The organism is Streptomyces sp. NBC_00878 (assembly GCF_026341515.1).
Taxonomy (GTDB): Bacteria; Actinomycetota; Actinomycetes; order Streptomycetales; family Streptomycetaceae; genus Streptomyces.
The window spans coordinates 4,536,553-4,561,295 of sequence record NZ_JAPEOK010000001.1 but is presented as its reverse complement, the minus strand read 5'-3'; the positions used below and the strand labels follow the sequence as shown (position 1 = coordinate 4,561,295).

Sequence of the window (24,743 nt, the reverse complement as noted above, 5' to 3'; positions counted from 1 at the left end):
GCCTGCTCTGATGACGCTGCGACGCGCACGTGCGCCTGAGCGCTTCCCCGGGGAACCGGCTCATCCTGCCTGCGCGGCCAGCAGCCGCTCGACCTCGGCAACCGCGCTCGCCACTCCCAACTGCCGGTACACGGCGAGCGCATCGCGCAGCGACTCATCAGCGCGACCGCATTCCCCCTCCGCCAGCTCACAGCGCCCGATTCCCTCCAGGGCGCGCGCCTCCTCCAGCGGGCACCGGATCTCCCGGGCGACGCGCAACGCTTCGCGGAAGCGCACAAGCCCGTCAGCGGGCTCCCCGGAGGCACCCAGCAGCCCTCCCCAGTGGTTCAGCACCTCCGCCTCACCGCACCGGTCGCCCAACTCCCGGAAGATCGACAGGCTTTGCTCGCAGGCAGCCACGGCCCCGACCGAGTCGCCCGCGGCGCCACGCGCGGCACCCAACTCACCCAGCGCGGCGGCCTCGCCACCACGGCTCCCGAGCTCCCGGTAGACGGCGAGTGCCTCCTCCTGCCTCGCCACGGCTTCCACCGCGCGCCCACCCAGCCGCTCCAGCACGCCCAGAAGCCGGATGCTGTTGGCCCGCCCGAACTGGTCACCAAGCTCGATGTAGTACTCCAGCGCCTGGTCGTGAGCCTCCCGTGCCCCGTCGACGTCACCGGTCAACCGCCGCACCACACCCATCTCATTCAATGCATAGGCTTGGTGGACCCGGTCGTCGAGCTCGCGATAGATGTCGTACGCCTCGCGGTGCCGTCGGGCAGCCAGCCCGTAGTCCCCCATGAGGCAGTGGACGACCCCAAGGTCCCGCAGCGAATTCGCCTCACCGTACCGGTCGCCGAGGTCGCGATAGAGGGCCAGAGCCTCCGTCTGCGTCTCCACGGCCTCGTCGAACCGGCTGGTCTGCCGTCGCACCATCCCGAGATCGGCGAGCGCGTTGGCCTGCCCGAGCCGATCCCCCAAGTCCCGGAAGAGCGCCAGGGCTTCGGTCTGCGCCCGGGCGGCCGCGTCGGTGTCAGCGGTCATGTACCAGACGATCCCGACCTGGTTCAGGGCCTCGGCCTTGCCATGCCGGTCGCCGACGGCCTCGTACTCCGTCACCGCTTCGTCGAAGGCCCGGACGGCCTCCGGGTAGTTGGCCATGAAGCGCCGTACGACTCCCAGCTCGGCGAGCGCGCCGGCGAGCGCCTGCCGGTCTCCGGTGTGCCGGGCGGCCTCGGCGGCGGCGCGGTGCAGACCGGCGGCCTGGTCCCAGGGCCCGGCCTGCCGCAGGAAGGGGGCCATGGCCGCGGCGAGCTGGATGACCACGGAGTGCAGGTCGAGATCGTTGGCCCGCTCGATGCAGGCCAACATGTTGGCGCGCTCGGTCTCCAGCCACCCCAGAGCATCAGCCCGCGTCCCCATGACGGGAGTCTCAACGCCCGACGGGCCACCTGAAGGAGTGGGAACAACCGCATCACTCCGAGCGATGTGCCGGTTCGCGCCGACAAGAGCCGCCAGGTAGTAGGTCACCACTCGCTGAACGGCCTGAGCCTGGTCCTGGGCCTGGTTCATGCTGTCCCCCTCGTCAGCGAGGCCGCGGGCGTAGTCGCGTAAGAGATCGTGCAGCCGGTAGCGGCTGCCCGGGTTCTCGTCGATCAGATGGTCGTCGTAAAGCGCGTCAAGGTGCCGACGGGCGTCCGCCACCGGAACAGAGTCAAGCGCAGCACCGACATATGGGTCAATGTCGGCACCCGGGTACAAGCCAAGCCGACGAAAGAACCGCTGCCGCTCCTCCGGAAGATCCCGATACGAGAGATCGAAGGTCGCGGCCACTGCTCGCTCCCCGGCCCGTATTTCCCCAAGCCGATCCCGCGCGACCAGCAGCCGCCCCCGCAGATCCTCGGCACTCCAGGCGGGATGGTGCCGCAACCGCGCGGCGATCAGAGACACCCCGAGCGGCAGACACCCGCACAGCCGCACCAACTCCTCCAGCACGGCCCGGTCGAAACTCTCCCCAGGCCGCCCGCTGAGCCGCGTGAACAACGCGATCGCATGCTCCGGCGGCAACGCCTCAACGGCCATCACGACCTCCTCGTACGCAGCCAGCCGTCGCCGACTGGTCACCAGCACGAGGCATCCGTTCCCGCCGGGCAGCAACGGCTCCAACTGCCGGTAGCTGGCGGCGTTGTCGAGGATGAGCAACGCCTTCCGATCGGCGAGCCGACTCCGCCACATGGCGGCTCGTGCCTCAGTGACGGCGCCGACGTCATCCCCGACCGGTATCTGCTGGGTCGGCACCCCGGTGGCCGCGAGCAACGAAGCGAGCGCCTCCGTCGCCTGCACCGGATTCCGCCCCGACGTATGCCCGTTCAGGTTCACGAACAGCTGCCCATCCGGGAACCGCCCCGCCAGCGCATGCCCGGCATGCACCGCGAAGGTTGTCTTCCCAACCCCAGGCATCCCGTCGATCACGTGGACGGGCAGCGCCTCCCCGCTCGCCTGCGACGCCGCCACCGACCGCCTCAACAGGTCGAGCTCCGCAGCCCGGTCGGTGAAGGCGGCGGTGTCACGCGGCAGCGAACGCAGCACGAGCGCGGCCCCTGGCGTCCCGGAACCGTCATCGGCCCGCACGAGTGGTTCCGCGTTGCTGTCGCTCGCCCCGATGTCGGACAACATGGCGAGCAGCGCGGTGAACCCGACCAGGACCACCCCGAGCATGACGAACGACAACCAGGCGTGTTCCTGCATCCATCCGAGCCAGGCCGGCCAGTGCGACGTCTCGGACACGGCGTTCGTGACCAGACCCACGAGCATCGTCGTGGCGGCACCACCGCCGGCTACGACGGCGATCGCCATGCCGCGGCGCAGTCTCATATGGACCCCGCGCCGTTGTCGCCAGGTAGGACGAGCTCACGCGGAACCAGACTGGACACCAAGAGACCCCCGAGATCGACTCCCCGACTGTCCAAGAGCACCAAGCACTCGCCGCCTGGTCAAGGACACCTCACGCCAACATCGGCACTGACTGCCTCTGCTTCCGATCGGTTGGTTGCCTGGAGGTATTTGCCCTGAGCCCGCCGAAGGGCCAAGACCGGGCGAGCTCAACGCCGACACGCAGCAGTTCTTCGACTCGCGACAGCGCCAGTTGATCTGTGAGCAGGCCGTAGGACTATGTCAACGCTGTGGCATACCGCTGGGCCGGAGCCGACATGCGGATCACCGCATTCCTGGGCCGAGGGTGGCCCGGCCCTACTCAGGAGGAGCGGCCCGAGGCCCGGGCCCGTCAGTCGGTCAGGTCGACCCGTACCGTCAGCAGGTTCGTCCCGACCACCCGCACCGCGGCACTGTTCATCCGGGGCAGGGACTTCAGGCGGGCGCGGGCGTCGTCCCGGTGGAGCAGGTGGGCGGTGCCGTGGTGCCAACGCCCGTTGACACGGACCCGGACAGCCGGGTTCGCCTGGATGTTCCGTACGTACTGGGACTTCTCCCCGTACTCGGACACGATCCAGAACTCCTGCCCGACCCGCCGACCGCCGACCGGCGTCCTTCGGGGCAGCCCCGAAGTCCGCCCGGTGGTCTCCAGGAGGGTCTGGAACGGCAGCCGTCGGGCCAGCGGGTTGACGACCCGCCGCTGGAACGACGTGATGACCCGGAACTTGGTCTCGTGGTAGCGCGACATGTCGGTGGTCGGTCCTCGTCCTGGGCGATGGAGCGGATGACACGCATCGGCCGCCGGCCGGGGCCGACGGTCGACGGTCGATCGCGAGAATAGAGGCAGGGCCGACCGGCTCGAACGGCCGGGGTGGCCGGAGTGGCGGGACAGGGCGGTCTCGGCGGCAGGTCTCAGCGGCGAGGCTCAGCGGCGGCGCTCGGCCGTGGTCTTCAGGTCTCGCAGCCATGCTTCGAGGCCTCCGCCGAGGGCCGCGGTCGCGGTGGGTACGTCGGCCTCGACCTGGGCGCCGGTCCAGGTCTCCTCGGTGTGGACGCGGACGCCGCCCCTGACCTTCGTGAAGGTCCACAGGTGGACCCCCTCGTCGATGCGCAGTCCTTCACCGATCGCGGGCCCGCTCCACAAGATGCAGGACTGGCGCTGGACTTGGCGGACGGTGGAGGTGACTTCCAGGGTGGTGGCGGGAGTTGAGGGGGTGGCCGGCGCCGGGGTCGTCCACCGGAACCGCGAGCCCTTGCGGAACGGGCCGGGGTCGAGGCGTTCGCTGGTGAGGACGGGCGGCTGCCAGGACGGCCAGCGCTCCACGTCGGTCTGCAGCTTCCAGATGGTGCTCAGCGGCGCGTCGATCACGACGTCGGACTCGTAGCGGATCACGGCGGTGTTGTCGACGCCCTCCCCGTGGCATGCGGAGGGATCACTGTGCTGGGCGCCGAGGGCCTGGGCCAGGGACCGGGACAGGGCCTGACCGGGGGAGGCCTGGGCGGACGGGGCCGTTCCGAGGACACCGGCGACAGCGACACCGACGGCGGCGACGGCAGCGGCGGCGGCGAGCGGGAAGGTGACTGAGCCGGGGCGTACACCGGTCCGGGAGCGGCCGGTTCGCGCGTCCGTGGGCCGGGACCGCGGGTTGGGCGAGTTGGACGGGCGGGTGCTGGACATCAGGTTCCCCTCGGGGTGGGTGAGCGGGGCAGGGTGAGTGGACCGGGGTGATCCCGGCCGTCCTCGAACGCGGCGAGGACCGGGGCGGCGCCAGGAGTTGGGGCCGGGGGCTGGGGCCGGGGACTGGGCGGTGGAACCGGGGCGGCGGCGAGGTGGGCGTATCCGTGGGCGCGCTACGGGTTCAGCCGCCGCGGGTCCAGCCGCTACGGGTCCAGTCGCTACGGGTTCAGCACGATCTTTCCGGCGACGGTGCCGGACTCGGCCAGTCGCAGGGCGTCGGCGATGCGGGAGAGCGGCATCTGCGCGGCGATCTGGGGAGTGATGTCACCGCGCTGGAGGGCCACGAGAACCTGCGTGAGGTCAGCGTGCAGCCGGGCCCGGAACCGGTTCTTGGCGAGGCCCCGACCGGCCCAGATGTTGAAGAAGTAGGCGCTCCGGCGGTTGGGCAGCGCGTTCCACAGCCAGATCCGGCCGAGCAGCTTGAGCACGGGCAGCTGCTTGGAGCCCTCGTCGTCGCGGGTCGAGGCGGTGCCGTAGGAGACGAGCGTGCCGCCGGGGGCGAGGAGACTCCAGGAGTCGACGATGCCCGGGCCGCCGACGTGGTCGAAGACCGCGTCCACCCCGCGGGGGGCGAGTGCGCGGACCTGCCCGGCGACGTCCTTGCTGCGGTAGTCGACGGGGACGACCCCCTGGGCCCGCAGTGCGTCGTGGTGGCGTGCGGACGCCGTGCCGATCACCTTCGCGCCCGCGGCCTGGGCGAGCTGGACGAGGACCGAGCCGACGCCGCCGTTGGCGCCGTGCACCAGGATGGTCTGCCCGGCGCGGACGCGTGCCTTGCGGTGCAGCATCTGCCAGGCGGTGATGCCGTTGACCACCAGGGTCTCCGCCTCCGCCGCGCCGACTCCGTCGGGCACCGGCACCACGTCCGCCGCGTCGACGAGTACGTGGCTGGCCCAGCCGCCGACCTTGACCAGTGCGGCCACCCGGATGCCGACGAGGCCCGGCTCGACGCCCTCGCCGGTCGCCGCCACGGTCCCGACCAGGTCGTAGCCGGGCACGAAGGGGAAGGGCGGCTGGTCGTAGTACCGGCCGCGGCGCATCTGCTGCTCGGCGAAGGAGACCCCGGTCGCCTCCATCCGGATCACGACCTGGCCGGGGCCGGCGACGGGGACGGCTCCGAGCCGGATCTCCAGCCCCTCCGGCTCCACCTTGCCCGGCAGGACGACCTCGACGAGGGCTTCGGCGGTCATGGCTTCCTCCACTGTGTTCTGTGTTTCGAGTCCCTAGTGAGTGACCCGTTCTCGCTTCTGTTAGAAGTTATAACTTCCTGCGAAGGTCCACGTCAAGGGCTTTAGTGATAGCCTCTAACTAAATCTTGAATATGTATCCCGACAGGCGTCCTCACGAGTACGGAAGGCGGCAGGCCATGGCGGAGACCGACACCAAGACCCCACGCGAGCGTTACCGCGTCCAGGTGCGTTCGGAGATCAAGGAGCGCGCGTGGGAGCAGATCGCCACGGCGGGCGCGACCGCGCTGTCCCTCAACGCGATCGCCAAGCAGATGGGCATGAGCGGCCCCGCGCTCTACCGGTACTTCGCCGGACGCGACGAGCTGATCACCGAGCTGATCAGGGACGCGTACGGCAGCCTCGCCGACGCCTTCCGGACGGCCGCCGCGTCCGGCGCCGACCTCACCGCGCTCACGCACACCCTGCGCGAGTGGGCCCTCGCGGACCCCCACCGCTACTTCCTCATCTACGGCACGCCCGTACCCGGTTACCACGCACCGGACGACGTCACCGGCATCGCGTCGGACATCATGGCGGCCATCCTCGACGTCTGCGTGGCCCTGCCCTCGGACCGCCCGGCAACACAGTTCGACACCCACCTCGAAACCCACGGCCACTGGGCAGGCGACCACCCCGCCCCACCGGCAGCCCTCCACCGGGCCCTGCTCTTCTGGACCCGCCTGCACGGAGTCCTGTCCCTGGAACTGGCGGGCCACTTCACCGGCATGGACTTCGACCCCGCCCTGCTGTACGCGGCAGAAGTGGACGCCTTGCTGAAGCACTGACCACGCCCGCGTCCGGCTGGTCCCGCCCGGTGCGAATCCGGCCGGGTCCCGCCTCGCTGGGATGCGCCGGTTCGGGAAACCGCCCCACGGAGAAGCCGGGTGGCCGGATGGGGCGGGTCGCGTGGATTCGCGAGGCTCTTTCGTATGACGAAGAAGAGCAAGCGGAACGTCGCCCTGACCGCCGCCTGCGGCGTGGTGCTCGGGCTCACCCTGCCTCTCACCGCTACCGCCTCAACCGGATCCACCCGCTCGAACATCTCGACCGCCGCGACCGCCGCGACCGCCTCGGCCACCTCGACCGCCTCGGCCACCTCGACGACATCGGTCGCCTCCTCAACCACCCCACCTGTGAAGCCTCTTGAGTGGGTGGCGTGTGAGGGGAGTGGGTTCGGGGCTCGGCAGCAGTGCGCGACCGTCGATGTGCCCCTCGATCACGCCGATCCCGGTGGCGGGAAGATCGGCATCGCCGTCTCCCGGATCCGGAGTGAGAAGCCGGCCGTACGTCGTGGGGTGTTGTTGCTGATACCGGGTGGGCCGGGTGGCAGCACGCTCGAAGAGCAGTCGGCGAAGGCGCGGAAGCTGCCTCGGGAGGTGCGTGAGGCGTACGACCTGGTCGTGTTCGATCCTCGGGGGAACGGGCGGTCCGCGCCGGTCGGCTGTGGACTCGAACGCCGTGATCTCGTCTCGACCGCCTTCCGGCCCTGGCCCGGGCCGGACGGGTCCGTCGCCGGGAACATGGTCACCGCACGGCGGATGGCCGACGCCTGCGAGCGCAACGGCGGCGAGTTGATCCGGCACATCGACACCGCCGACAACGCGCGCGACATCGACCTCATCCGGGCGGCGCTCGGCGAGCGGAAGCTCTCGGCCTGGGGCGTCTCGTACGGCTCGTATCTCGGCGCCGTCTACAGCCAGTTGTTCCCGCACCGCACCGACCGCTTCGTACTCGACAGCAACCTGGACGGCAGCCAGGACGGCAGTGGCGACCGTGGCGGGGTCTCCCGTGTCTGGTGGGCCTGGTTCGAGCAAGGCGTCGAGGACGTCTTTCCCGAGTTCGCCAAGTGGGCGTCGGCGCCCGGGAATCCGTACCGGCTGGCCGATACCGCCGCCGAGGTGCGGCCGATGTTCCTGCGGCTCGCCGCACGGCTGGACCGTGAGCCGATCCCCTGGCCCGGTGCCACTCCGGCCGAGCTGAACGGGAACGCCCTGCGACAGGGCATGGTGGACGCGTTCTACGACCCCGACGGCTTTCCGGCGCTGGCCCAGTTGATCCTGGCCGCGCGGAAGGGCACCGTCCCGCCCGCGCCCGAGCCGCCCCCCGAGGCCCTGCTGCAGAACGGCCTCGCCGTCGCGCTCGCCACCATGTGCAACGACGGGGCGTGGCCCAACTCGGCATCGGCATCCGTGTACCAGAAGGAAGTTGACGCGAGCCGGGCCAAGTACCCGCTGACCGCCGGGATGCCGAGGAACGCGACCGCCTGCGCCGCCTGGCCGTATCCGCCGAAGGAGAATCCCGTACGGATCACCGATCGCGGGCCCTCCACCGTCCTGATGGTCCAGAACCGGCGCGACCCGGCCGCCCCGCTCGGCGGCGCCCTGAAACTCCGTGCCGACCTCGGCAGGCGTGCCGTCCTGGTGACCGTGAACTCCACCGGGCACGACGCCTATCTCGGCAACGGCAACGCGTGCGGAGACCGGGTCGTTTCGCGGTACCTCGCCACGGGGGAACGGCCCGCCCGGGACACCTACTGCCGCTAGGTCCGGCCGTGGGCGGCCGTGCTCCCGCACCGTGGCCGCGACCGTGGCTCGGAACACCCCTCTTAACCGTCAGACACCAGGGTCCCGCCTGCCGCTTTCCACGCATCTCTTATCCTCATGCGGACGCGACGCCGGGGGAGAGGGAGCACGCATGCAGGGGTTGGCTCCGGAGGATCCGGGCTGGATCGGCAGTTATCGACTGCTCGGCAGGCTCGGTGAGGGCGGCATGGGGCGGGTGTACCTGGCCCGTTCCGAGCGCGGCCGTACGGTCGCGGTGAAGGTCGTCCGGGAGGACCTGGCCCGCAAGTCCGACTTCCGGTTGCGCTTCGCGCAGGAGGTGAAGGCGGCGCAGCGGGTCGGCGGCGAGTGGACGGCGCCCGTGCTGGACGCCGACACGGAGGCGGCGACGCCCTGGGTCGCCACCGGCTACGTCGCCGGCCCCTCGCTCTCCGAAGTGGTGGACAAGCAGTACGGACCGCTGCCCCCGAAGTCCGTACGAGCGCTGGCGACCGGGCTCATACGCGCGCTTCAGGCCATCCACGGCGCGGGGCTGGTGCACCGCGACCTCAAGCCCTCCAACGTCCTGGTGACGATCGACGGGCCCCGCGTCATCGACTTCGGCATCGCGCGCGCCCTCGACACGACCACGCAGTCCGTCGACGGCCTCACCCTCACGGGTGCCGTCGTGGGGTCGCCGGGCTTCATGTCGCCCGAGCAGGTGCGCGGGGAGCGGGTGACGTTCGCGAGTGACGTCTTCTGCCTCGGCGTCGTGCTGGCGTACACCCTGACGGGGCGACTGCCGTTCGGCGCGGGCGAGGGCGGCATTCACTCGCTGCTCTTCCGCATCGCGGAGGGGGAGGCGGACCTCACCGGCATACCCGAGCCGTGGCACGGGCCGATCACGGCGTGCCTCACGAAGGACCCGTCCCAACGGCCTTCGCTGGACACGCTGTTGACCTCCATCGAGGGCATCGAGGGCGTGGCGGTGGCGGGCGGCGCGTGGCTGCCGGGCGAGGTGCTGGCGGAGCTGGGCCGGCACGCCGTCCAACTCCTGAACAGCGAGGACCCGCAGAGCCTGGCGCAGAGTCCGCCATCGGTACCGGTATCGGTACAGGTACAGGTACCCGCACCGATACCGGCAACGGTCCCAGTGCAGGGCTTCGGCCCGCCCGTCTCGTACGACCCGTCGGCGCCCCTGTGGCAGAGCCCCCCTCCGCCGGGCAGTGGCACCCCGCCGGGCGGCTTCCACCCGGGCAGTCTTCCGCCGCAGGGCATTCTCCCGCCGCACGGTTTCGCGTCAGGCGGTCCGCAGGCCCCGTACCACTCCGGGGCCGGCGCCCCCCGCCCGTACGCCCGCTCCACCCGAGGGCTCGCGACGGCCCTGTCCGTTCTGCTCGGCCTGTACACGCTGCCGCTGCTGTTCCGGGCCGCCGTCCTCGGGACGGCCTTCTCCCAGCTCAGCGCGGAGGACAGTTTGTCCGCCCCCAAGCTCATCGAGGACTTCGAGAGCCTGAGAATCGCGACGGTGGCGGCCGACCTCCTCGACGTACTGGTGGGCTTGACCGTGGTGATCGTGTGGGCGTTCTGGTTCCAGCGCACGCGCAACAACGCCGAGGCCTTCGCGCCGGGGCGCGTCCGCCACTCACTCGGGATGGCGGCCGGCTCGTGGTTCATCCCGGTCGTCAACCTCTACATGCCGAAGCAGATCAGCAACGACATCTGGACGGTGACGACCGGCCGGCCGACGGGCGCCAGGCGGTGGCTGCTGCACACGTGGTGGTGGTTCTGGCTCTGCTATGTCCTGACGGACCTGAGAGGCTCGTTCACCAGCTGGTACGACGAGAAACTCGCCGTCGGCGCCACCGACGTCATCGTCAGCTCGCTGTTCACCACCTTCATCGGCGTCGTGACCGCCGTGCTGGCCATCCTCGTCGTGACCCGGCTGACGTCCCTCCAGCAGAACCGCATCCGAGGAGGAGGCGCCCAGTAGCGCTACGCGCGCCCGAGGAAGATCGGGTTCGTGAACGCGGCCAGCGCTCCCGGCAGCGGGCCCGCCGCCGCCTCGTGCCGTACCTCCGCCCGTACGTACGCCGCGTACTGGGCCGTCGTACGCCACTCCACCGTCCCCGAGCCGGACACCGACAGGACCGCGCTCGTGTGGAGCACGCCCTGGTCCGTGACGAAGCGGACTGTGCAGCGGGGCACACCCGTGGCCTCCAGGCGGACGGTGACGGGGGCCTCGCGGTCCACCTTCAACCGGCCGCCGATCCCCGCGTGTTCGCCCTTCGGGCCGGTGGCGGAGAACGCCAGCGACACCTTCCGCGACTCCGCCACGTACGAGCGGCCCGCGCGGATGCCCTCCTGGATCGCCTCGTGGGTCAGGTCGTCGGCGAGGACCACGGTCTGCGGGGTGCCGATGGGGTCGGGGTCGCGGTGGGCGTCGCTGTTGCCCATCGCCGGGATCCAGCCAGGGCCGTCCCCGCCGTTCCCGCCGTTCCGGTTCTCCCGGTCGCGCACCGAGGCGACCAGCATGCCGTCCCAGTCGGCCAGCGACACCTCGTCGTCGGGACCGTACGGGCCGTTCCACACCTCGACCGCGTCCGCCTCGCCGAAGCCGAACTTCCAGTTGCAGCCGATGCAGGTGGCGTGCGGGTGGGCCGGGACGACCAGGCCGCCCGCGCGGCGGATCTCCCGCGCGTACTTGCCGAAGCGGTTGTCGCGCGCCCGGTAGCGCCAGTCGACGAACGTCCCCGGGTCGGTGCCGAGCGCGACGACGTGGCCGTTGCGCGTCGTCACCTCCTCGCCCACCATGATCAGCAGGTCGTCACCGGCCTCCGCGGCCCAATGGGCGTGCGCGGAGTGCGTGTTGTGCTCGGACGAGTTGATGAAGTCCAGGCCCGCCGCCCGTGCGAGGGCCGCGATCTCCGCCGGGGTGCGGCGGCCGTCCGAGTACCAGGAGTGCAGATGGCAGTCGCCCCGGTACCACGCGCGCCCGCGGCCCTTCGCCCGCGCCGGCGGGTACACCGGCTCCACAGCCGTGCCCGGCTCGCCGTACGTCAGCGTGATCGTGATCTCGTACGGGAGTCCCTGCGGGGCCACCGTGTACGGGCCGAGCGCGATGTGCCAGGTGCCCTCCTTGACCTGGCCCGGGATGTAGCCCGGCGTCGCGTCGTCGGCGCGGATGAAGAACTCCGTGCGGGCCCCGCCCGACCAGCCCCGGAAGCCCTTGCCGCCCAGTTCGGTGCCGCGCTGGTCGAAGATGCCGATGTCGAGCGCGTTGCCCGCCGTGCCCGCCGGGACGGGGGGCCTCTCGTAGGTGTACGCAACCTTGATCTCCCGTACGCCGTCCGGGACTTCGACCGGCAGGTACACGAAGTCCGGCGAACCGGTGGGCAGGGTGCCGCGGACGGTCCGGGTCTCGGACGCGCGTGCCGCGTCGGCGGCCTCGCTCGGAAAACTCACGCTTCCCAACGTAAGCGCGGCGGCGGCTCCCGTCACGAAGAGCGCGCGTCTGCCGATGCCGTGGTCACTGCCGGAGCCACTGCCGTGCTCGCCATGGTGGTCGTCCTCGCACATATCTGCTGCTCCCGGGTCTCGTGAGTGGCATGGGCGGTGCAGGGTGGCGCAGGGGGTAGTACCGGCAACCCTGGTATTCAGCCGTGAACTGCGAGGCAAGGGAAGGGGATCGGCAGCTTTCGGGGGCAGGGCGCCCCGGAAGCTGCCGAACGTCGCAGCCTGCCGTCCCGGCCGCTGCGACGGCCGTGAGCAGTACGACGGCCGCCATTCGTTCCCACCCCTGGGTCATGGCGAGATCGTGCCGACTTACCTCTGCTGACGTGGAGTCGAAGGCACATTCAGGCATTCACCCACACGGGTGGAAATCATCGTTTTTGGTAACGCTCTACTCCCGCATCCGTCATTAGTGGGGTCGGTACCCGCACACCGAGGAGCATCGCGTCCATGATTCCAGCGCCCCATAGGGGATCGCGCGGTACACCCACGGGATCGTGGGACGATTTTTTTGAAAAGAACGCCGGGCGCTTGTACCGGACGGCAGAATTTCTTTCAGGTCGGCATCACGGGTTTGACGGACCCAGCGAACTGAATCTGATCCTCGCCAAGATGAACAAGGACTGGGACCGTGTTGGGGAGTATCCCGCCGCGTACGCGAGACGGGCGCTTTTCAACGCGGCGAACGATCACTACCGCAAGATTCACATCGACGAGGTTCCCCTCCACCGACGGTCACCCGACGGGACCGTATCGATGATCGAAATCCCGGATCAAGGTCCGTCTCCGGAAGAGATCGTGGTCAACGCCGACCTGGTCATGCAGGCGTTGGCCGTCATCCGAACGCTGAAGCCAGAGCACGAGGAGGTGCTGATGATGACGTACGCAGGGCATACACCAAAGGAGATCGCCTCGGTACTGGAAGAGAAATCCGGGACGGTTCGTCAGCGCCTTCGCCGCGCTCGAATCGAGTTCGACGAGGCCTGCGCCTGCAACATCGAACTGCATTCGAGCCTGCGGGTGCGGCGCCGGCTCTGGAGGACGGGGATTTTCTCATGAAGCGGAGGTACATGTTCTTCACGTGGTTCGATCCCAGGTCGAGGCGGGACCGAGTCGTGCTGGCCCGCGACGAGTCGCTTGAGGCAGTCCGCCGGGCCGCACTGCATCGCGAGCGGGATGCGGCCCTTCGCGATGCCCTCAGTGGAGACGACTCGTTGGGAACACTGGCGTGGACCCCCGAGGTCCTGGAGCGGAAGCGACTGGAGGTGACAGCGGTTGCCGCCCGCCTCTCCGAGTCCGAAGTGGCGCACGTACAGGAGGACGCTGGCTACGTTGGCGAGGTGCCGACTGTCTCAGCCGCCGAGAAGCGCAACCAGGGCGGGGCAAAGGGGAATTCCGCAAGTACAAGTGAGGCGCATTCAGATGTGATCACCCTTGTTGGAAAACCCGCCTACAGGCGCACTTCCGTACCACCCTCCGTAAGGAACATTCGCGGCAGAGAGCCCCGTCGCGGCGGTCTCATCGCCGTGTTGCTCGGCTTCGTCATCGCCGTCGGGGGCGTCCTCGCCACCAGCGGTGTGTATTCGTCCGCTGGGCCGTTGCCCCCGCCCGGTAGGCCGTTTCCCTCGTCTGTGGGGTCGTTGCCCACGCCTCGACCTGGCGGTGACAGGAGCGACGGGAGCGTAGACCTGGCTGTCGTGCGTCGGCCTGGAGCGGACGGGGCCTATCAAACAGCGGAACAAATGCGAACCGCCGAAGAGCTGGGGAACGGCCGCGCATGGTGTGAGATCGCTGCTCCACAGGCGGCCAACTGCGTGAGGTTGATCAGCATCACCTGGGAGGAAAACCCCTACGCCCGCGCACGGGTCGCCATGGTCGACATCGACGGAGTGACCCCTCTGACGCATGGAAAGACCGTTGTGGAGTTCACCAGGGCGTCGCGTGATGAATCCCTCGCGAGCGTCCCAAGAGTGCGAGGCACCTTCGAACTCGAGTGGGTCGATGACCGCTGGCAGTTGAGCCCCTCCACCTATGACCGGCTGCAAGGAAACGGAAGCGTTTTCACGTCAGTGGTTGACGTCTACCCCAGTTCGAAGTGATTTCCCGGACCTTGAGATCGGCCGTCCGGGATCATTCGTCATCGGGGGCTGGGCCTCGCCGAGGCTGGTGCGCGTCAGACCGGATGGGAGTCGGGCTTACCCGTGATCGCGGTCGCCTCGGCGGGCTGGGGCGACCCGCGTATTCTGTATCACGCATGGAAGCGGCCCACTGTCATTGGGCCGCTTCCATGTTGCGCGGGTGATCGGACTCAGTGCAGCGGGAAGTAGAACTCCCACGGCCAGACCAACCCGAAGTGGTGCAGCACGTACGACGAGAGGTGCCACACCGGCTCGATCGCGAAGGCCGCGAGCAAGGCCAGGATCACCGCGATCTTCATCTCGTGCCACACCTGGGTGACGGTCCCCTCCAGGATCCGCAACCGATGCGCGGCAGCATCCGTGCTCTTCTTCGCGCACTGCCGCACATCAGGCCGCTGACCCGGAACCGGGCTGATGAGGCCCATGGTCTCCAGCCAGGCCCTCATCACCACCCATGGGTAGGCGACAACGTTGCCGAGCAGCGTGGCGACGGCCATGAAGCCGTACTCGCCGCTGTAGTAAGTCGACTCCCGCACATCGTGCAGCCAGCCATCCCGGTACGAGCGCGGCAGCAGCCGCGCCGCGACCTTGGAGACGGGGCCTCCCGCCAGGGACTTGCCGACCACCGCGTACCGCATGGTGGTCCTGGCTGTGTAGCGCGCGAGGAAGAACATCACTCCGAGGACGAGCCACAGGGCTCGCACCACGGAATACCCCACGAGTCCGATGCCGACGCTCGTGCACAGCAGCACCAGGCGACCGGGGTCATTGTTTCCGGCGAGTAGGTTCCCGCCGGCCAGGACGGCCATTCCGAGGCCGCCGTAGATCACGACGTCCTGTGTCACTTCGAGAAGGGCCCGAAGTGACACTGAGGAACGGCTGTTTGAGTGCCTCGCCACGTTGTTGTGGTCCTTTGCCTACTAGGTCGAGGGGACGGTCCCCATCACGTAGACGCGGGAGCCTGGACTCCCGTTACCGACGGCCGCCTCGCTCGCCGGACCGCGTCGCGCTCGGCCAACTCCTGGCGGATTGTTCCGAGATGATCCGGATTGATGCGGTAGTAGACGCGAGGCGGTCGCGCCGAGTCGCGAGGCCCGTCAGGCTCCTCCTCGCGTGCGGATAGCCATTCGGCCCTTTGCAGCCTCCGTAGTACGGGGTATGTGGTGCCAACGCCCAGGCCGGTTGCCTTGGCCACTTCGAGGCCAAAGGACTCGGAGGACGGGTCCTCCAAGTGTCGCGCCACGAAGAGACCGAGGATGAGCATCAGTGGCCGAGTCCATCGCTCGATCACGCCGCCGCCGAGGGTGGCGGTATCCGGAGAAGAGGGGGGATGTGGCCTCCCGCTGTCCGACAGCCCGTATGACTTCATGAATGGCGACCCCTTTGCTCCGATTGAGTCGGCTTTCTGGCCGACAGGTTCATCTTATCCGCTATACCGGTTAGGATTGGGGCGGTAGTCGAAGACGAGCGCACGCGGCGGTTTCCCTCCCGGTCAACCGCCCAGCTTTGCCCGGGCGCCACTCTCGGCACCCTTGCCGCGAAGGCCGACCCGCGTCGCCCCGGCACCCGGGTCCCGCGCCTCGGACCGTGGGCGGAGCCACTCCAGGTCCGACACCGGCTTTGGTCCTCGCAGTTCGAGCAGTCGGATTGCGCGATTCGGATTGGGCGAGTCGGGCTATGCGGCGTATTTGGAGTGCCGACCGGTCGGTATGGACACTTGGGCCGTGCGCCGGTAGAGATGTGGCATGCGCATCTCCGTGACGATCTTCCTCACCGACGAGACGATCACTCCGACCCTGCTCGCCCGTGAGCTGGAGCGACGCGGCTTCGCCGGGCTCTATCTGCCCGAGCACACGCACATCCCCGTGGAGCGCGTCACCCAGTACCCGGCGGGCGACGAGCTGCCGCCCGAGTACGGCCGCACCCTCGACCCCTTCGTCGCGCTCGGCCAGGCGGCGGCGGTCACCGAGACGCTCGCGCTCGGCACCGGCATCACCCTGGTCGCCCAGCACGACCCGATCGGCCTCGCCAAGCAGATCGCGACCCTCGACCACCTCTCCGGCGGCCGCTTCACCCTCGGCCTCGGTTTCGGCTGGAACGTCGAGGAGGCCGCCGACCACGGCGTCGACTGGCGTACGCGACGGGAGCTCGTCCGGGACCGGATGGCCTTGATGCGGGCCCTGTGGTCGGCCGAACCGACCGGCTACGAGGGCGAGTTCGGCTCCGTACGGGCCAGCCACGCCCACCCCAAGCCCGTACGGAAACCGCGCGGACCCGTCGTCGGGCCGCGCACGCTCGTCGGGGGCGCGGCCGGGCCGAAGCTCTTCTCGCACATCAGCGAGTACGCGGACGGCTGGCTGCCGATCGGCGGCCGGGGCCTGACGGAGTCCGTCCCCGTCCTGCGGGCCGCCTGGGCCGAGGCGGGCCGCGACCCCGAGGCCCTCCAGGTCGTGCCGTACGCCGTACTGCCCAGCGCTGGCAAACTCGCGCACTACGCGGACCTCGGCATCGAGGAGGTCGTCCTTCAGCTGCCACCGGCCGCCGAGGCGGACGTACTGCGCGTACTGGACGAATACGCCAAGTACCTGTAGCGCCGCGCGAGGGCCAGACGTCACACGGAATACGAGTGGTGCCTGACAGTGCCTGCTAATGCCTGCCAGCGCCTGATAGGGCCTGATCAAAGCGATCGTATGCTCGAAGGATGACGACTTCCGCGACCTCCGGAACCGGGCCCACCGCGAACGCCATGCGTCGCGCCCTCAAACGTGCCCGCGACGGCGTCGCCCTCGACGTCACCGAGGCCGCCGTCCTGCTCCAGGCGCGCGGCGCCGACCTGGACGACCTGACCGCGTCCGCCGCCCGGGTGCGTGACGCGGGCCTGGACGCGGCGGGCCGCCCCGGCGTCATCACGTACTCGAAGAGCGTCTTCGTCCCGCTCACCCGGCTGTGCCGGGACAAATGCCACTACTGCACGTTCGTCACGGTCCCCGGCAAGCTGCGCCGGGCCGGGCACGGGATGTTCATGTCCCCGGACGAGGTCCTCGACATCGCCCGCAAGGGCGCCGAACTGGGCTGCAAGGAAGCCCTGATCACCCTCGGCGACAAGCCCGAGGACCGCTGGCCCGAGGCCCGCGAATGGCTCGACGCGCACGGCTACGACGACACGATCGCGTACGTACGGGCCATCTCGGTCCGCATCCTGGAGGAGACGGGCCTGCTCCCGCACCTCAACCCGGGTGTCATGTCGTGGACCGACTTCCAGCGGCTCAAGCCCGTCGCGCCGAGCATGGGCATGATGCTGGAGACGACGGCGACCCGGCTGTGGAGCGAGCCGGGCGGCCCGCACTACGGCTCCCCGGACAAGGAACCGGCCGTACGCCTGCGTGTCCTGGAGGACGCGGGCCGCTCGTCGGTCCCCTTCACCAGCGGCGTGCTGATCGGCATCGGCGAGACCTACGAGGAGCGCGCGGACTCGCTCTTCGCGCTGCGCCGCGTGGCCCGCGCCTACCACGGCATCCAGGAACTGATCATCCAGAACTTCCGCGCCAAGCCGGACACGGCGATGCGCGGCATGCCGGACGCCGAGCTCGACGAACTGGTCGCGACGGTCGCGGTCGCTCGGCACATCATGGGCCCGTCGGCCTGTCTCCAGGCACCGCCCAACCTCGTGGACTCCGAGTACGGGCGGCTGATCGGCGCCGGCATCGACGACTGGGGCGGGGTCTCGCCGCTCACCATCGACCACGTCAACCCCGAGCGCCCCTGGCCGCAGATCGAGCTCCTGCGCGAGCAGTCGGCCGAGGCGGGCTTCGAACTCCGCGAACGCCTCTGCGTCTACCCGGAGTTCGTGCAGCGCGGCGAGCCGTGGCTGGACCCGCGGCTGCTCCCGCACGTACGGGCGCTCGCCGACCCCGAGACCGGGCTCGCCGTGCCGGACGCGGTCGTGGAGGGGCACCCGTGGCAGGAGCCCGAGGAGGCGTTCACGTCGTCGGGCCGTACGGACCTGCACGCGTCCATCGACACCGAGGGGCGGACGGGCGACCGGCGCGAGGACTACGACCACGTGTACGGAGACTGGGACGCCCTGCGGGAGGCCGCGGCGCCCGGCATGGTGCCGTCCAGGATCGACACGGACGTCCGGGCCGCGCTGGCGACGGCCGCCGACGACCCGACCCGCCTCACCGACGACGAGGCACTCGCGCTGCTGCACGCGGACGGACCGGCGCTGGACGCGCTCTGCCGGATCGCCGACGACGTCCGCAGGTCGGCCGTCGGCGACGACGTCACGTACATCGTCACGCGGAACATCAACTTCACCAACGTCTGCTACACCGGCTGCCGTTTCTGCGCCTTCGCCCAGCGCCGCACGGACGCCGACGCGTACACCCTGTCGCTCGACCAGGTGGCCGACCGTGCCCAACAGGCGTGGGACGTGGGGGCCATCGAGGTCTGCATGCAGGGCGGCATCCACCCGGACCTGCCGGGGACGGCCTACTTCGACATCGCTCGCGCGGTGAAGGAGCGGGTGCCCGGCATGCACGTCCACGCCTTCTCGCCGATGGAGGTCGTGAACGGCGCCACCCGCACGGGTATGTCGATCCGCGAATGGCTGACGGCGGCCAAGGAGGCGGGCCTCGACTCGATCCCCGGCACGGCCGCCGAGATCCTCGACGACGAGGTCCGCTGGGTCCTCACCAAGGGCAAACTGCCGACGGCGACGTGGATCGAGGTGATCACCACCGCGCACGAGCTGGGCATCCGCTCCTCGTCCACGATGATGTACGGGCATGTGGACCAGCCCCGCCACTGGCTCGGCCACTTCCGTACGCTCTCCCGGATCCAGCAACAGACCGGCGGTTTCACGGAGTTCGTGACTCTCCCCTTCATCCACACGAACGCGCCGGTGTACCTGGCGGGGATCGCCCGGCCGGGTCCGACGACGCGGGACAACCGCGCGGTGATGGCGATGGCGCGGCTCCTGCTGCACCCCCACATCCCCAACATCCAGACCAGCTGGGTGAAGTTGGGGACGGAGGGCGCGGCGGAGATGCTCCGCTCCGGCGCCAACGACCTCGGCGGGACGCTGATGGAGGAGACCATCTCCCGGATGGCGGGCTCGTCGTACGGCTCGTACAAGTCCGTCAAGGAGCTGATCGCGGTGGCGGAGGCGGCGGGACGCCCGTCCCGGCCGCGCACCACCCTGTACGGCGAGGTGCCGGAGGAGCGGCAGCGGGCGGCGGCGGCCTCGGACGGGCATCTGCCGGAGCTGCTGCCGGTGTTGGAGTAAGGCAAGTGAGGCATGTGTGTGGGCACGTGAGGCACGTGAGGCATGCGTGTGGGCACGTGAGGCACGTGAGGCATGCGTGTGGGCGAGTGGGCCAGGAACGCCCGAGGTGCCCGTCGGAGTAGGATGATCCGACCCTCCGACGGGGTGAATCAGAGCTGAGGAGTTGCGTGCCCGTGCCTGCCCGACGGCTTCCCTCGTGGGTCTGGGTGTCCGGTCTGACCGCGGCGGCTCTGGTGGCGGTGACGTTCCTGGCCGTCAGGGCCGAGAAGGGTCCGCAGCCCACGGCCTCGGCATCGCCGAAGCCCTCCGCGTCGGCGACCGCCAAGCCCTCCGACGACCCCGGCGAGTCCAAGCCGGTCGCCGTGCCGGACGGCTCCGGCACGGGACGGCGCATCGTCTACTCCCTCGACCAGCGCCGCGTCTGGCTCGTCGACGCGAGCGACGCGTCCCGGCGCAGCTTCACGGTGTGGCCGGGGACGGTGAGCCCGGACCCGGGCACGTACACGGTCGGTACGCGACGGGCGGCCAGCACGGGCAGCGACGGCGTGAAGATCGAGAACATCGTCTTCTTCACCGTCAGCTCCGGCACGAACATCGCCTTCTCCAACGCCGTGGACGGCTCTTCTCCGCCGCCGCCCGCGTCCGGCGTGACGACCGGCGGGATCCGGATGCGGGCCGCCGACGGCGACGCGGTCTGGAAGTTCGGCATGGCGGGGACGAAGGTCGCGGTCGTCGACTAGCTGCCTAGCGGACGCCGCTGTCGGCCGTGGTGTCGGTCTTGTCCCCGAGCGTCGACGGCTTCACGGACAGCGGGCTCGGTGTCGACGACGGTGCCTGGGTGGGGTCGGCCGCGTCGGTCGGGGTGGGGCTGGGCGCGCGGGTGGAGTCCTCGGACGGTATCTGTTTGCCGGGGCTCGGGGTGGGGCTGACGGGCTTGGACGACGACGCCGGTGCCGGAGCCGACGCGGTGGGCGGAGTGGGCGCGGTCGAAGGGCTGCTCGCGGGCGGCGGGGCGAGCGGGACCGTCGGCGAAACGGGCCTCCCGGGCGCGGTCAGCAGGAACGGCAGCGCCACGAGAGCGGCGGCTACGCACGACAGGCCGACCCCGGCCGCGGCACGGAGCACCCGGCGGCGGGCCGCGTCGCGGCGGATCGCTTCGTATCCGCCCGGGGGCGGGGCGAGGTAGCCGGAGGGGGGCCGCAGGATGACGGCGAGCGGGTCGTCGTGGTGGTCGAGGTCCGGACCGTCCTCAGAGGGTGTGATCAACGCTTCTCCTCAGGTGGGCGCGGAGTATTTCTCTGGCCGCGTGGAGGTCGGACTTGACGGTTCCTTCCTTGCGCCCGGTCAGCAGGGACACCTCGCGGATCGGCATGTCAGCGTAGTAGTGCAGCAGGATCGGTACGCGCAGCCGTTCGGGCAGCGACTGCACGAGCAGGCGCACCGACGGGTCGGCCTGTTCGTTCTGCGGGCGGACGGCCGCTTCGCTGGTGGCACGGCGTACGGCTCTGCGCTCGCGCTCCAGTTTGCGCCAGTGGTCCCGGACGAGGTTGGCGGCGGTGACGTAGAGGAACCCTCGGGGCTCCGCCACGGATGTCCAGCGGGCCCACAGCCGGGTGAACGCCTCGGAGGCGATCTCGTGGGCCGTCTCGTCGTCGTCGACGAGCCGGCGGCACCAGCCGGCGAGGCGCGGGTAGAGGGCGGCGAACAGCTCCGACGCTGCCTTCTCGCGGGACCGTTTCAACACTCTCCAGGGGCGTGACGCACTCGTTGGGCTGGTTGGGCTGGTTGGGCTGGGTCGGGCTGGTCGGGGCTCGTAGGGTTTGTGGGGCTTGTTGGGCTTGTTGGGCTTGTGGGGGAGGATCCCGGGCCGTCGGCGTACCGTCCATCGACCGTCGTCCATCGACGGTACGGTCCGTCGGCCCAGGATCCGGGGGCGCCTGTTCCGGAGTACGTCCGGAGTACGTCCGGCTACGGGCTGGCGGCGCTCAGCGTGGCGAAGACGATCACGCTGTCGCGGTAGCCGTCACCGGTACGGGGGCCGCCGCACGTGATGAGCCGCAGTTCGGGACGGCCCACGTTCCCGTAGACCTCGTCGGTCGGGAAGTCGGCCTGGGCGACCGTCCGTACGGCGGTGACGGCGAACTCCGCCGCCGTGCCGTTCTCCAGGCGCGCCACGATCCGGTCGTTCCGGCGCAACCGCGCGAGGTGGCGGAAGACCCCGTCGCCGTAGGAGCCGACCGTGACGTGGCCGAGGATCACCGACGGGCCGACCTGGCCGGGCGTCGGCGAGTGCCGGTACCAGCCCGCCTGGTCGTCCGCCGCGATCGGCGGCACCTCCACGCTGCCGTCCGGGGCCAGCCCCAGCCGCATGACCGGGGTGTCGACCTCGATGGCCGGGATCCGCAACCTGACCGGCACCGAACGCCGAAGGGCCTGCGCCGAGTTGGCGGAGGGCGACGAAGGGGGCGGTGTGCTCCCGGCACGGCCGTTCCCGGCCTGATCGGGTGCGCTCCCGTTCCCGCTCCCGTTCCCGCTGCCGGTCCTGGTCCCGTCGGTCGTGTTCGGGTCGGCCGACTGGCTGTCGCAGCTCACGAGCAACGTGGCCATCGCCGCGGCGACGAACGCGCGCCGGGAGAGCCCGTGTTGGGACGGACTGTGTTGGGAACGGCCGTGCTCGGATGACCCGCTCCCGAAGGTCCCGCTCCCGAAGGTCCCGCTCCCGGGGGATCCACCCCTGGAGGCCCCGCGCCTGGAGGGCAAGGTCATGCCCCGGTCGCCCGCCGACGCCGTACGACGAAGACGGCCGCACCGGCGGCGGCGAACGCGGCGGCGCCCCCGGCGATCAGCGCGCCCTCGGATCCGGACTGCGTCGACGCCGGCGCCACACCGGTGTCGGGCGCTCCGCTCGGTACGACGGAGACCTCGCCCCCGCCCGGCGCCTTGGTCGGTGCGGGGGACGGCGCGACCGTCGGGGCGGTTTCGGCGGGCGCGGGCGCCGTGGTCGGCTTGTCGCTCGGGGCCGGCGTCGGGTCCGTGTCGGCGGCGGCCTGGCTCGGGGCCGCGGTCGGGGCCGCCCCGTCGGCGAACGCGGGCACGGAGGTCGCCAGTACGGCGGTGCACGCGAGGGCTATGGCGCTGAGGACAGTTCGGCGCATGAATCGCTCTCCTTCGTCGGTCAGCCCGCCAGGAGGCCTGGCGGGCTGAGGTACGGATCGCGCAAAGAGACGAGACAGCGGGGGACCGGGTTGTAAAGAGAAGGCAAAGCCGTTGGCCGGCTGTCGATGCCGACTGTCGCCGTCGGCTAGGGAATCCTTTGCGCACGGGTCCACGAGTGGAGGCTCTGGCCGGAACCGGAACCGGAACCGGAACCGGAACCGGGACCGGAACCGGGACCGGGACCGGGACCGGGACCGGAACCGGGGCCGGGGCTGGACGCGGGGTCCCGGCCCGAACCGGGTGAGGTGGGCATGAGGCGCTCAGCCCCCTTGCGCAACGTGCCGGACGTTCTCCGCGAGCCACTGGTCGAAGGTCTGGGTGCCGCGGGACCCCGGTCCGGTCGGCAGGTTGCCGCCGCCCTTCATGGCCCGCCCGGTGGCGCCGGGGAACGTCACCGGCACCAGCAGCCGACGCCGGCCCGAGGCCCGCAGCAGCTTGCGCGCCATGTCGACGAGCTCCTCTACCCGCGGCCCGGCGAGCTCCGGCGCCATACCCTGCGCCGGTCCGAGGACGAGCCGCACGAGATGCTGGGCGACCTCCCGGGCCGCCACCGGCTGCGTACGCATCCGGGGCACCACCGCCAGCGGACCCGGCATCCGGTCGAGGATCTGCTGCGGGAACTCGTGAAACTGCGTGGCCCGCAGCACAGTCCACGGCGTCGCGGCCCCGTGCTTCGCCGCCCCGCGCGTCGCGGCCCCGTGCGTCGCCACCAGCTCCTCCTGGCGGAGTTTCCCCTGGTAGTAGCCGAAGCCGACGCGTTCGAGGCCGACGATCGACAGGGCTACGTGATGCCGTACGCCGACCCGGGCGCCGGCGTCCAGGAGGTTCCGGCCGACGCTTTCGAAGAAGGAGACCGCCTTCTTGGCGTTGGTGGTCTGTACGTTGCTGACGTCGACGACGGCTTCCACGCCCGCCATGGCGGCGTCGAGGCCGGCGCCCGAGACGAGGTCCACACCTCGCGACCTGGCCAGCACCGCCGCGTCATGCCCGGCTGTGACCAGTTCATCGACGACATACCGCCCGACCAGCCCGGTCCCACCCGCTACAGCGATCCGCATGTCGACCCTCCGTGCTCCGAAGTGCGCCTGTCCACCCTGTCACTGTGCGTCATGATGTGGCCGCCCGCCGCCCGGGGAACATCGGCACGAGGAGAAGGGCCGACGACAGGACCAGCAGGCACAGGGCGACGACGTTGAGTACCTGGTCGCGCGTTCCGTACGTGCTGAGATGCCGCATGTGGTAGCTGAGGTGCAGCACGTTGAAGACGAGCCACACCGCACCCGTGGTCTGCACGAGCCTGTTGCTCCGTACGGAACGCAGGGTGATGGCCGTCAGAATCGCCAACGCGAGGAACATGGCCCCGGTGTCCTTGGCGAGGTGCTCGGACCGGTCAGGGGTCACCCGGGTGCAGGTCGGCGTCGCGGGCGAGGAGGGCCGCCTGGACCCGGTTGTCGCAGTTGAGCTTGGTCAGGATGCGACTGACGTACGTCTTCACGGTGGCCTCGCTCATGTACAGCAGCCTGCCCGCGTCCGCGTTGGACAGGCCCTCTCCGAGCAGGGCGAGCACATCGCGCTCCCGCGCGGTCAGCCCGTCGAGGCGGTGCCTGGCCTCCTCCGCGCGGGCGGTGGCCCCGGGGGAGGAGAGGGCGTCCACCACGTGCCGGGTGGCCGCCGGTGAGAGGTAGGCGTTCCCGGCCGCGGCCGCCCGCACCGCGTGGATCAGCTCGTCGGGCGCGGAGTCCTTGAGCAGGAAGCCGGCGCCGCCGTGGCCGAGCGCCCGCAGTACGTTGTCGCGCTCGCCGAACGTGGTGAGGATCAGCACCCGTACGTTCGGTGCGGCGCGGCCCAGTTCGGCCAGGGCCGTCAGCCCGTCCATCACCGGCATCTGGATGTCCAGCAGGGCCACGTCGACGGCGGTGCTCCGGGCGTTCTCCACCGCCTCGCGGCCGTCACCCGCCTCGGCGACCACGTCGATGTCGTCGGCCGAGGTGAGGATCATCCTGATGCCGGCCCGGATGAGCGGCTCGTCGTCGGCGACGAGGACCCGGATCACACGGCCTCCTGCGCGGTGTCGGTCGGGAGCGGATGGCATGGCCTCGCCATCATGCCCTGATCGGGTCCGGTGCGTCGCGGAGACGGTGTGTCACTTCTCGCTCTTCCGGGTCACCACTC

At 70.3% G+C, this 24,743-nt stretch carries 21 protein-coding genes; 8 read left to right on the top strand and 13 right to left on the bottom strand.

Annotated features, from left to right (window positions below):
* Positions 1-60: 60 nt before the first annotated feature.
* From haaT to OHA11_RS19050, 4 genes are all read right to left on the bottom strand, one after another.
* The gene (haaT, locus tag OHA11_RS19065) at positions 61-2,853 is read right to left on the bottom strand and encodes a cyclophane-containing RiPP biosynthesis TPR protein HaaT (RefSeq protein ID WP_266497881.1); all 2,793 of its coding nucleotides are present in this window, start codon (positions 2,851-2,853) and stop codon (positions 61-63) included.
* A 409-nt stretch (positions 2,854-3,262) separates the two neighbouring features.
* Complete coding sequence (locus tag OHA11_RS19060) at positions 3,263-3,658, bottom strand: nitroreductase/quinone reductase family protein (protein WP_266497879.1); 396 nt, start codon at positions 3,656-3,658, stop codon at positions 3,263-3,265.
* Positions 3,659-3,835: 177 nt separating this feature from the next.
* A complete protein-coding gene (locus OHA11_RS19055; RefSeq protein WP_266497877.1) occupies positions 3,836-4,588 on the bottom strand; it encodes an SRPBCC family protein in 753 nt (250 codons plus the stop codon).
* A 218-nt stretch (positions 4,589-4,806) separates the two neighbouring features.
* On the bottom strand, positions 4,807-5,838 hold the full coding sequence (locus OHA11_RS19050) for a medium chain dehydrogenase/reductase family protein (RefSeq protein ID WP_266497874.1): 1,032 nt from the start codon (positions 5,836-5,838) through the stop codon (positions 4,807-4,809).
* Between the two features lie 176 nt (positions 5,839-6,014).
* Between OHA11_RS19050 and OHA11_RS19045 the strand changes: the two genes are divergently transcribed.
* The 3 genes from OHA11_RS19045 (at position 6,015) to OHA11_RS19035 (ending at position 10,410) form a co-directional block, all read left to right on the top strand.
* Positions 6,015-6,662 (top strand): TetR/AcrR family transcriptional regulator, encoded by a 648-nt coding sequence (locus OHA11_RS19045; protein ID WP_266497873.1) that lies wholly within the window; start codon positions 6,015-6,017, stop codon positions 6,660-6,662.
* Between the two features lie 144 nt (positions 6,663-6,806).
* Positions 6,807-8,420: an alpha/beta hydrolase gene (locus tag OHA11_RS19040; RefSeq protein ID WP_266497871.1), complete on the top strand. Its 1,614-nt coding sequence runs from the start codon at positions 6,807-6,809 to the stop codon at positions 8,418-8,420.
* Between the two features lie 151 nt (positions 8,421-8,571).
* On the top strand, positions 8,572-10,410 hold the full coding sequence (locus tag OHA11_RS19035) for a DUF4328 domain-containing protein (protein ID WP_266497869.1): 1,839 nt from the start codon (positions 8,572-8,574) through the stop codon (positions 10,408-10,410).
* Positions 10,411-10,412: 2 nt separating this feature from the next.
* Here OHA11_RS19035 and OHA11_RS19030 read toward each other — a convergent pair whose 3' ends face one another.
* Positions 10,413-11,996: a CehA/McbA family metallohydrolase gene (locus tag OHA11_RS19030; RefSeq protein ID WP_266497867.1), complete on the bottom strand. Its 1,584-nt coding sequence runs from the start codon at positions 11,994-11,996 to the stop codon at positions 10,413-10,415.
* Between the two features lie 384 nt (positions 11,997-12,380).
* On the opposite strand from OHA11_RS19030, the gene OHA11_RS19025 reads away from it, so the two are divergent.
* Entirely contained in the window at positions 12,381-12,989 is a 609-nt protein-coding gene (locus OHA11_RS19025) for a sigma-70 family RNA polymerase sigma factor (RefSeq protein WP_266497865.1), read from the top strand.
* Positions 12,986-14,029: a hypothetical protein gene (locus tag OHA11_RS19020; protein WP_266497863.1), complete on the top strand. Its 1,044-nt coding sequence runs from the start codon at positions 12,986-12,988 to the stop codon at positions 14,027-14,029. The genes OHA11_RS19025 and OHA11_RS19020 overlap by 4 nt, the downstream gene beginning before the upstream one ends.
* A gap of 209 nt (positions 14,030-14,238) precedes the next feature.
* On the opposite strand, the gene OHA11_RS19015 is transcribed toward OHA11_RS19020, so the two are convergent.
* Positions 14,239-14,913 carry a hypothetical protein gene (locus tag OHA11_RS19015; RefSeq protein ID WP_266497861.1) on the bottom strand — a complete coding sequence of 225 codons (675 nt, stop codon included), beginning with the start codon at positions 14,911-14,913 and terminating at the stop codon, positions 14,239-14,241.
* A gap of 900 nt (positions 14,914-15,813) precedes the next feature.
* On the opposite strand from OHA11_RS19015, the gene OHA11_RS19010 reads away from it, so the two are divergent.
* The 3 genes from OHA11_RS19010 (at position 15,814) to OHA11_RS19000 (ending at position 20,095) form a co-directional block, all read left to right on the top strand.
* Entirely contained in the window at positions 15,814-16,659 is an 846-nt protein-coding gene (locus OHA11_RS19010) for an LLM class F420-dependent oxidoreductase (RefSeq protein WP_266497859.1), read from the top strand.
* 110 nt (positions 16,660-16,769) lie between these two features.
* Entirely contained in the window at positions 16,770-19,355 is a 2,586-nt protein-coding gene (locus OHA11_RS19005) for a bifunctional FO biosynthesis protein CofGH (RefSeq protein WP_266497858.1), read from the top strand.
* 167 nt (positions 19,356-19,522) lie between these two features.
* Complete coding sequence (locus OHA11_RS19000) at positions 19,523-20,095, top strand: hypothetical protein (RefSeq protein ID WP_266497856.1); 573 nt, start codon at positions 19,523-19,525, stop codon at positions 20,093-20,095.
* 4 nt (positions 20,096-20,099) lie between these two features.
* On the opposite strand, the gene OHA11_RS18995 is transcribed toward OHA11_RS19000, so the two are convergent.
* The 7 genes from OHA11_RS18995 to OHA11_RS18965 form a co-directional block, all read right to left on the bottom strand.
* Positions 20,100-20,621 carry a hypothetical protein gene (locus tag OHA11_RS18995; protein WP_323186591.1) on the bottom strand — a complete coding sequence of 174 codons (522 nt, stop codon included), beginning with the start codon at positions 20,619-20,621 and terminating at the stop codon, positions 20,100-20,102.
* Entirely contained in the window at positions 20,605-21,096 is a 492-nt protein-coding gene (locus tag OHA11_RS18990; protein ID WP_266497854.1) for an RNA polymerase sigma factor, read from the bottom strand. The genes OHA11_RS18995 and OHA11_RS18990 overlap by 17 nt, the downstream gene beginning before the upstream one ends.
* A 227-nt stretch (positions 21,097-21,323) precedes the next feature.
* Positions 21,324-21,962, bottom strand: a complete 639-nt coding sequence (locus tag OHA11_RS18985) for a class F sortase (protein WP_266497853.1) — start codon at positions 21,960-21,962, stop codon at positions 21,324-21,326.
* A gap of 155 nt (positions 21,963-22,117) precedes the next feature.
* Entirely contained in the window at positions 22,118-22,510 is a 393-nt protein-coding gene (locus tag OHA11_RS18980) for a Tat pathway signal sequence domain protein (protein ID WP_266497852.1), read from the bottom strand.
* Positions 22,511-22,831: 321 nt separating this feature from the next.
* On the bottom strand, positions 22,832-23,629 hold the full coding sequence (locus OHA11_RS18975) for an SDR family oxidoreductase (RefSeq protein WP_266497849.1): 798 nt from the start codon (positions 23,627-23,629) through the stop codon (positions 22,832-22,834).
* 49 nt (positions 23,630-23,678) lie between these two features.
* Positions 23,679-23,972 carry a hypothetical protein gene (locus tag OHA11_RS18970; protein ID WP_266497846.1) on the bottom strand — a complete coding sequence of 98 codons (294 nt, stop codon included), beginning with the start codon at positions 23,970-23,972 and terminating at the stop codon, positions 23,679-23,681.
* The gene (locus tag OHA11_RS18965) at positions 23,962-24,624 is read right to left on the bottom strand and encodes a response regulator transcription factor (protein ID WP_266497844.1); all 663 of its coding nucleotides are present in this window, start codon (positions 24,622-24,624) and stop codon (positions 23,962-23,964) included. The genes OHA11_RS18970 and OHA11_RS18965 overlap by 11 nt, the downstream gene beginning before the upstream one ends.
* Positions 24,625-24,743: the final 119 nt, after the last annotated feature.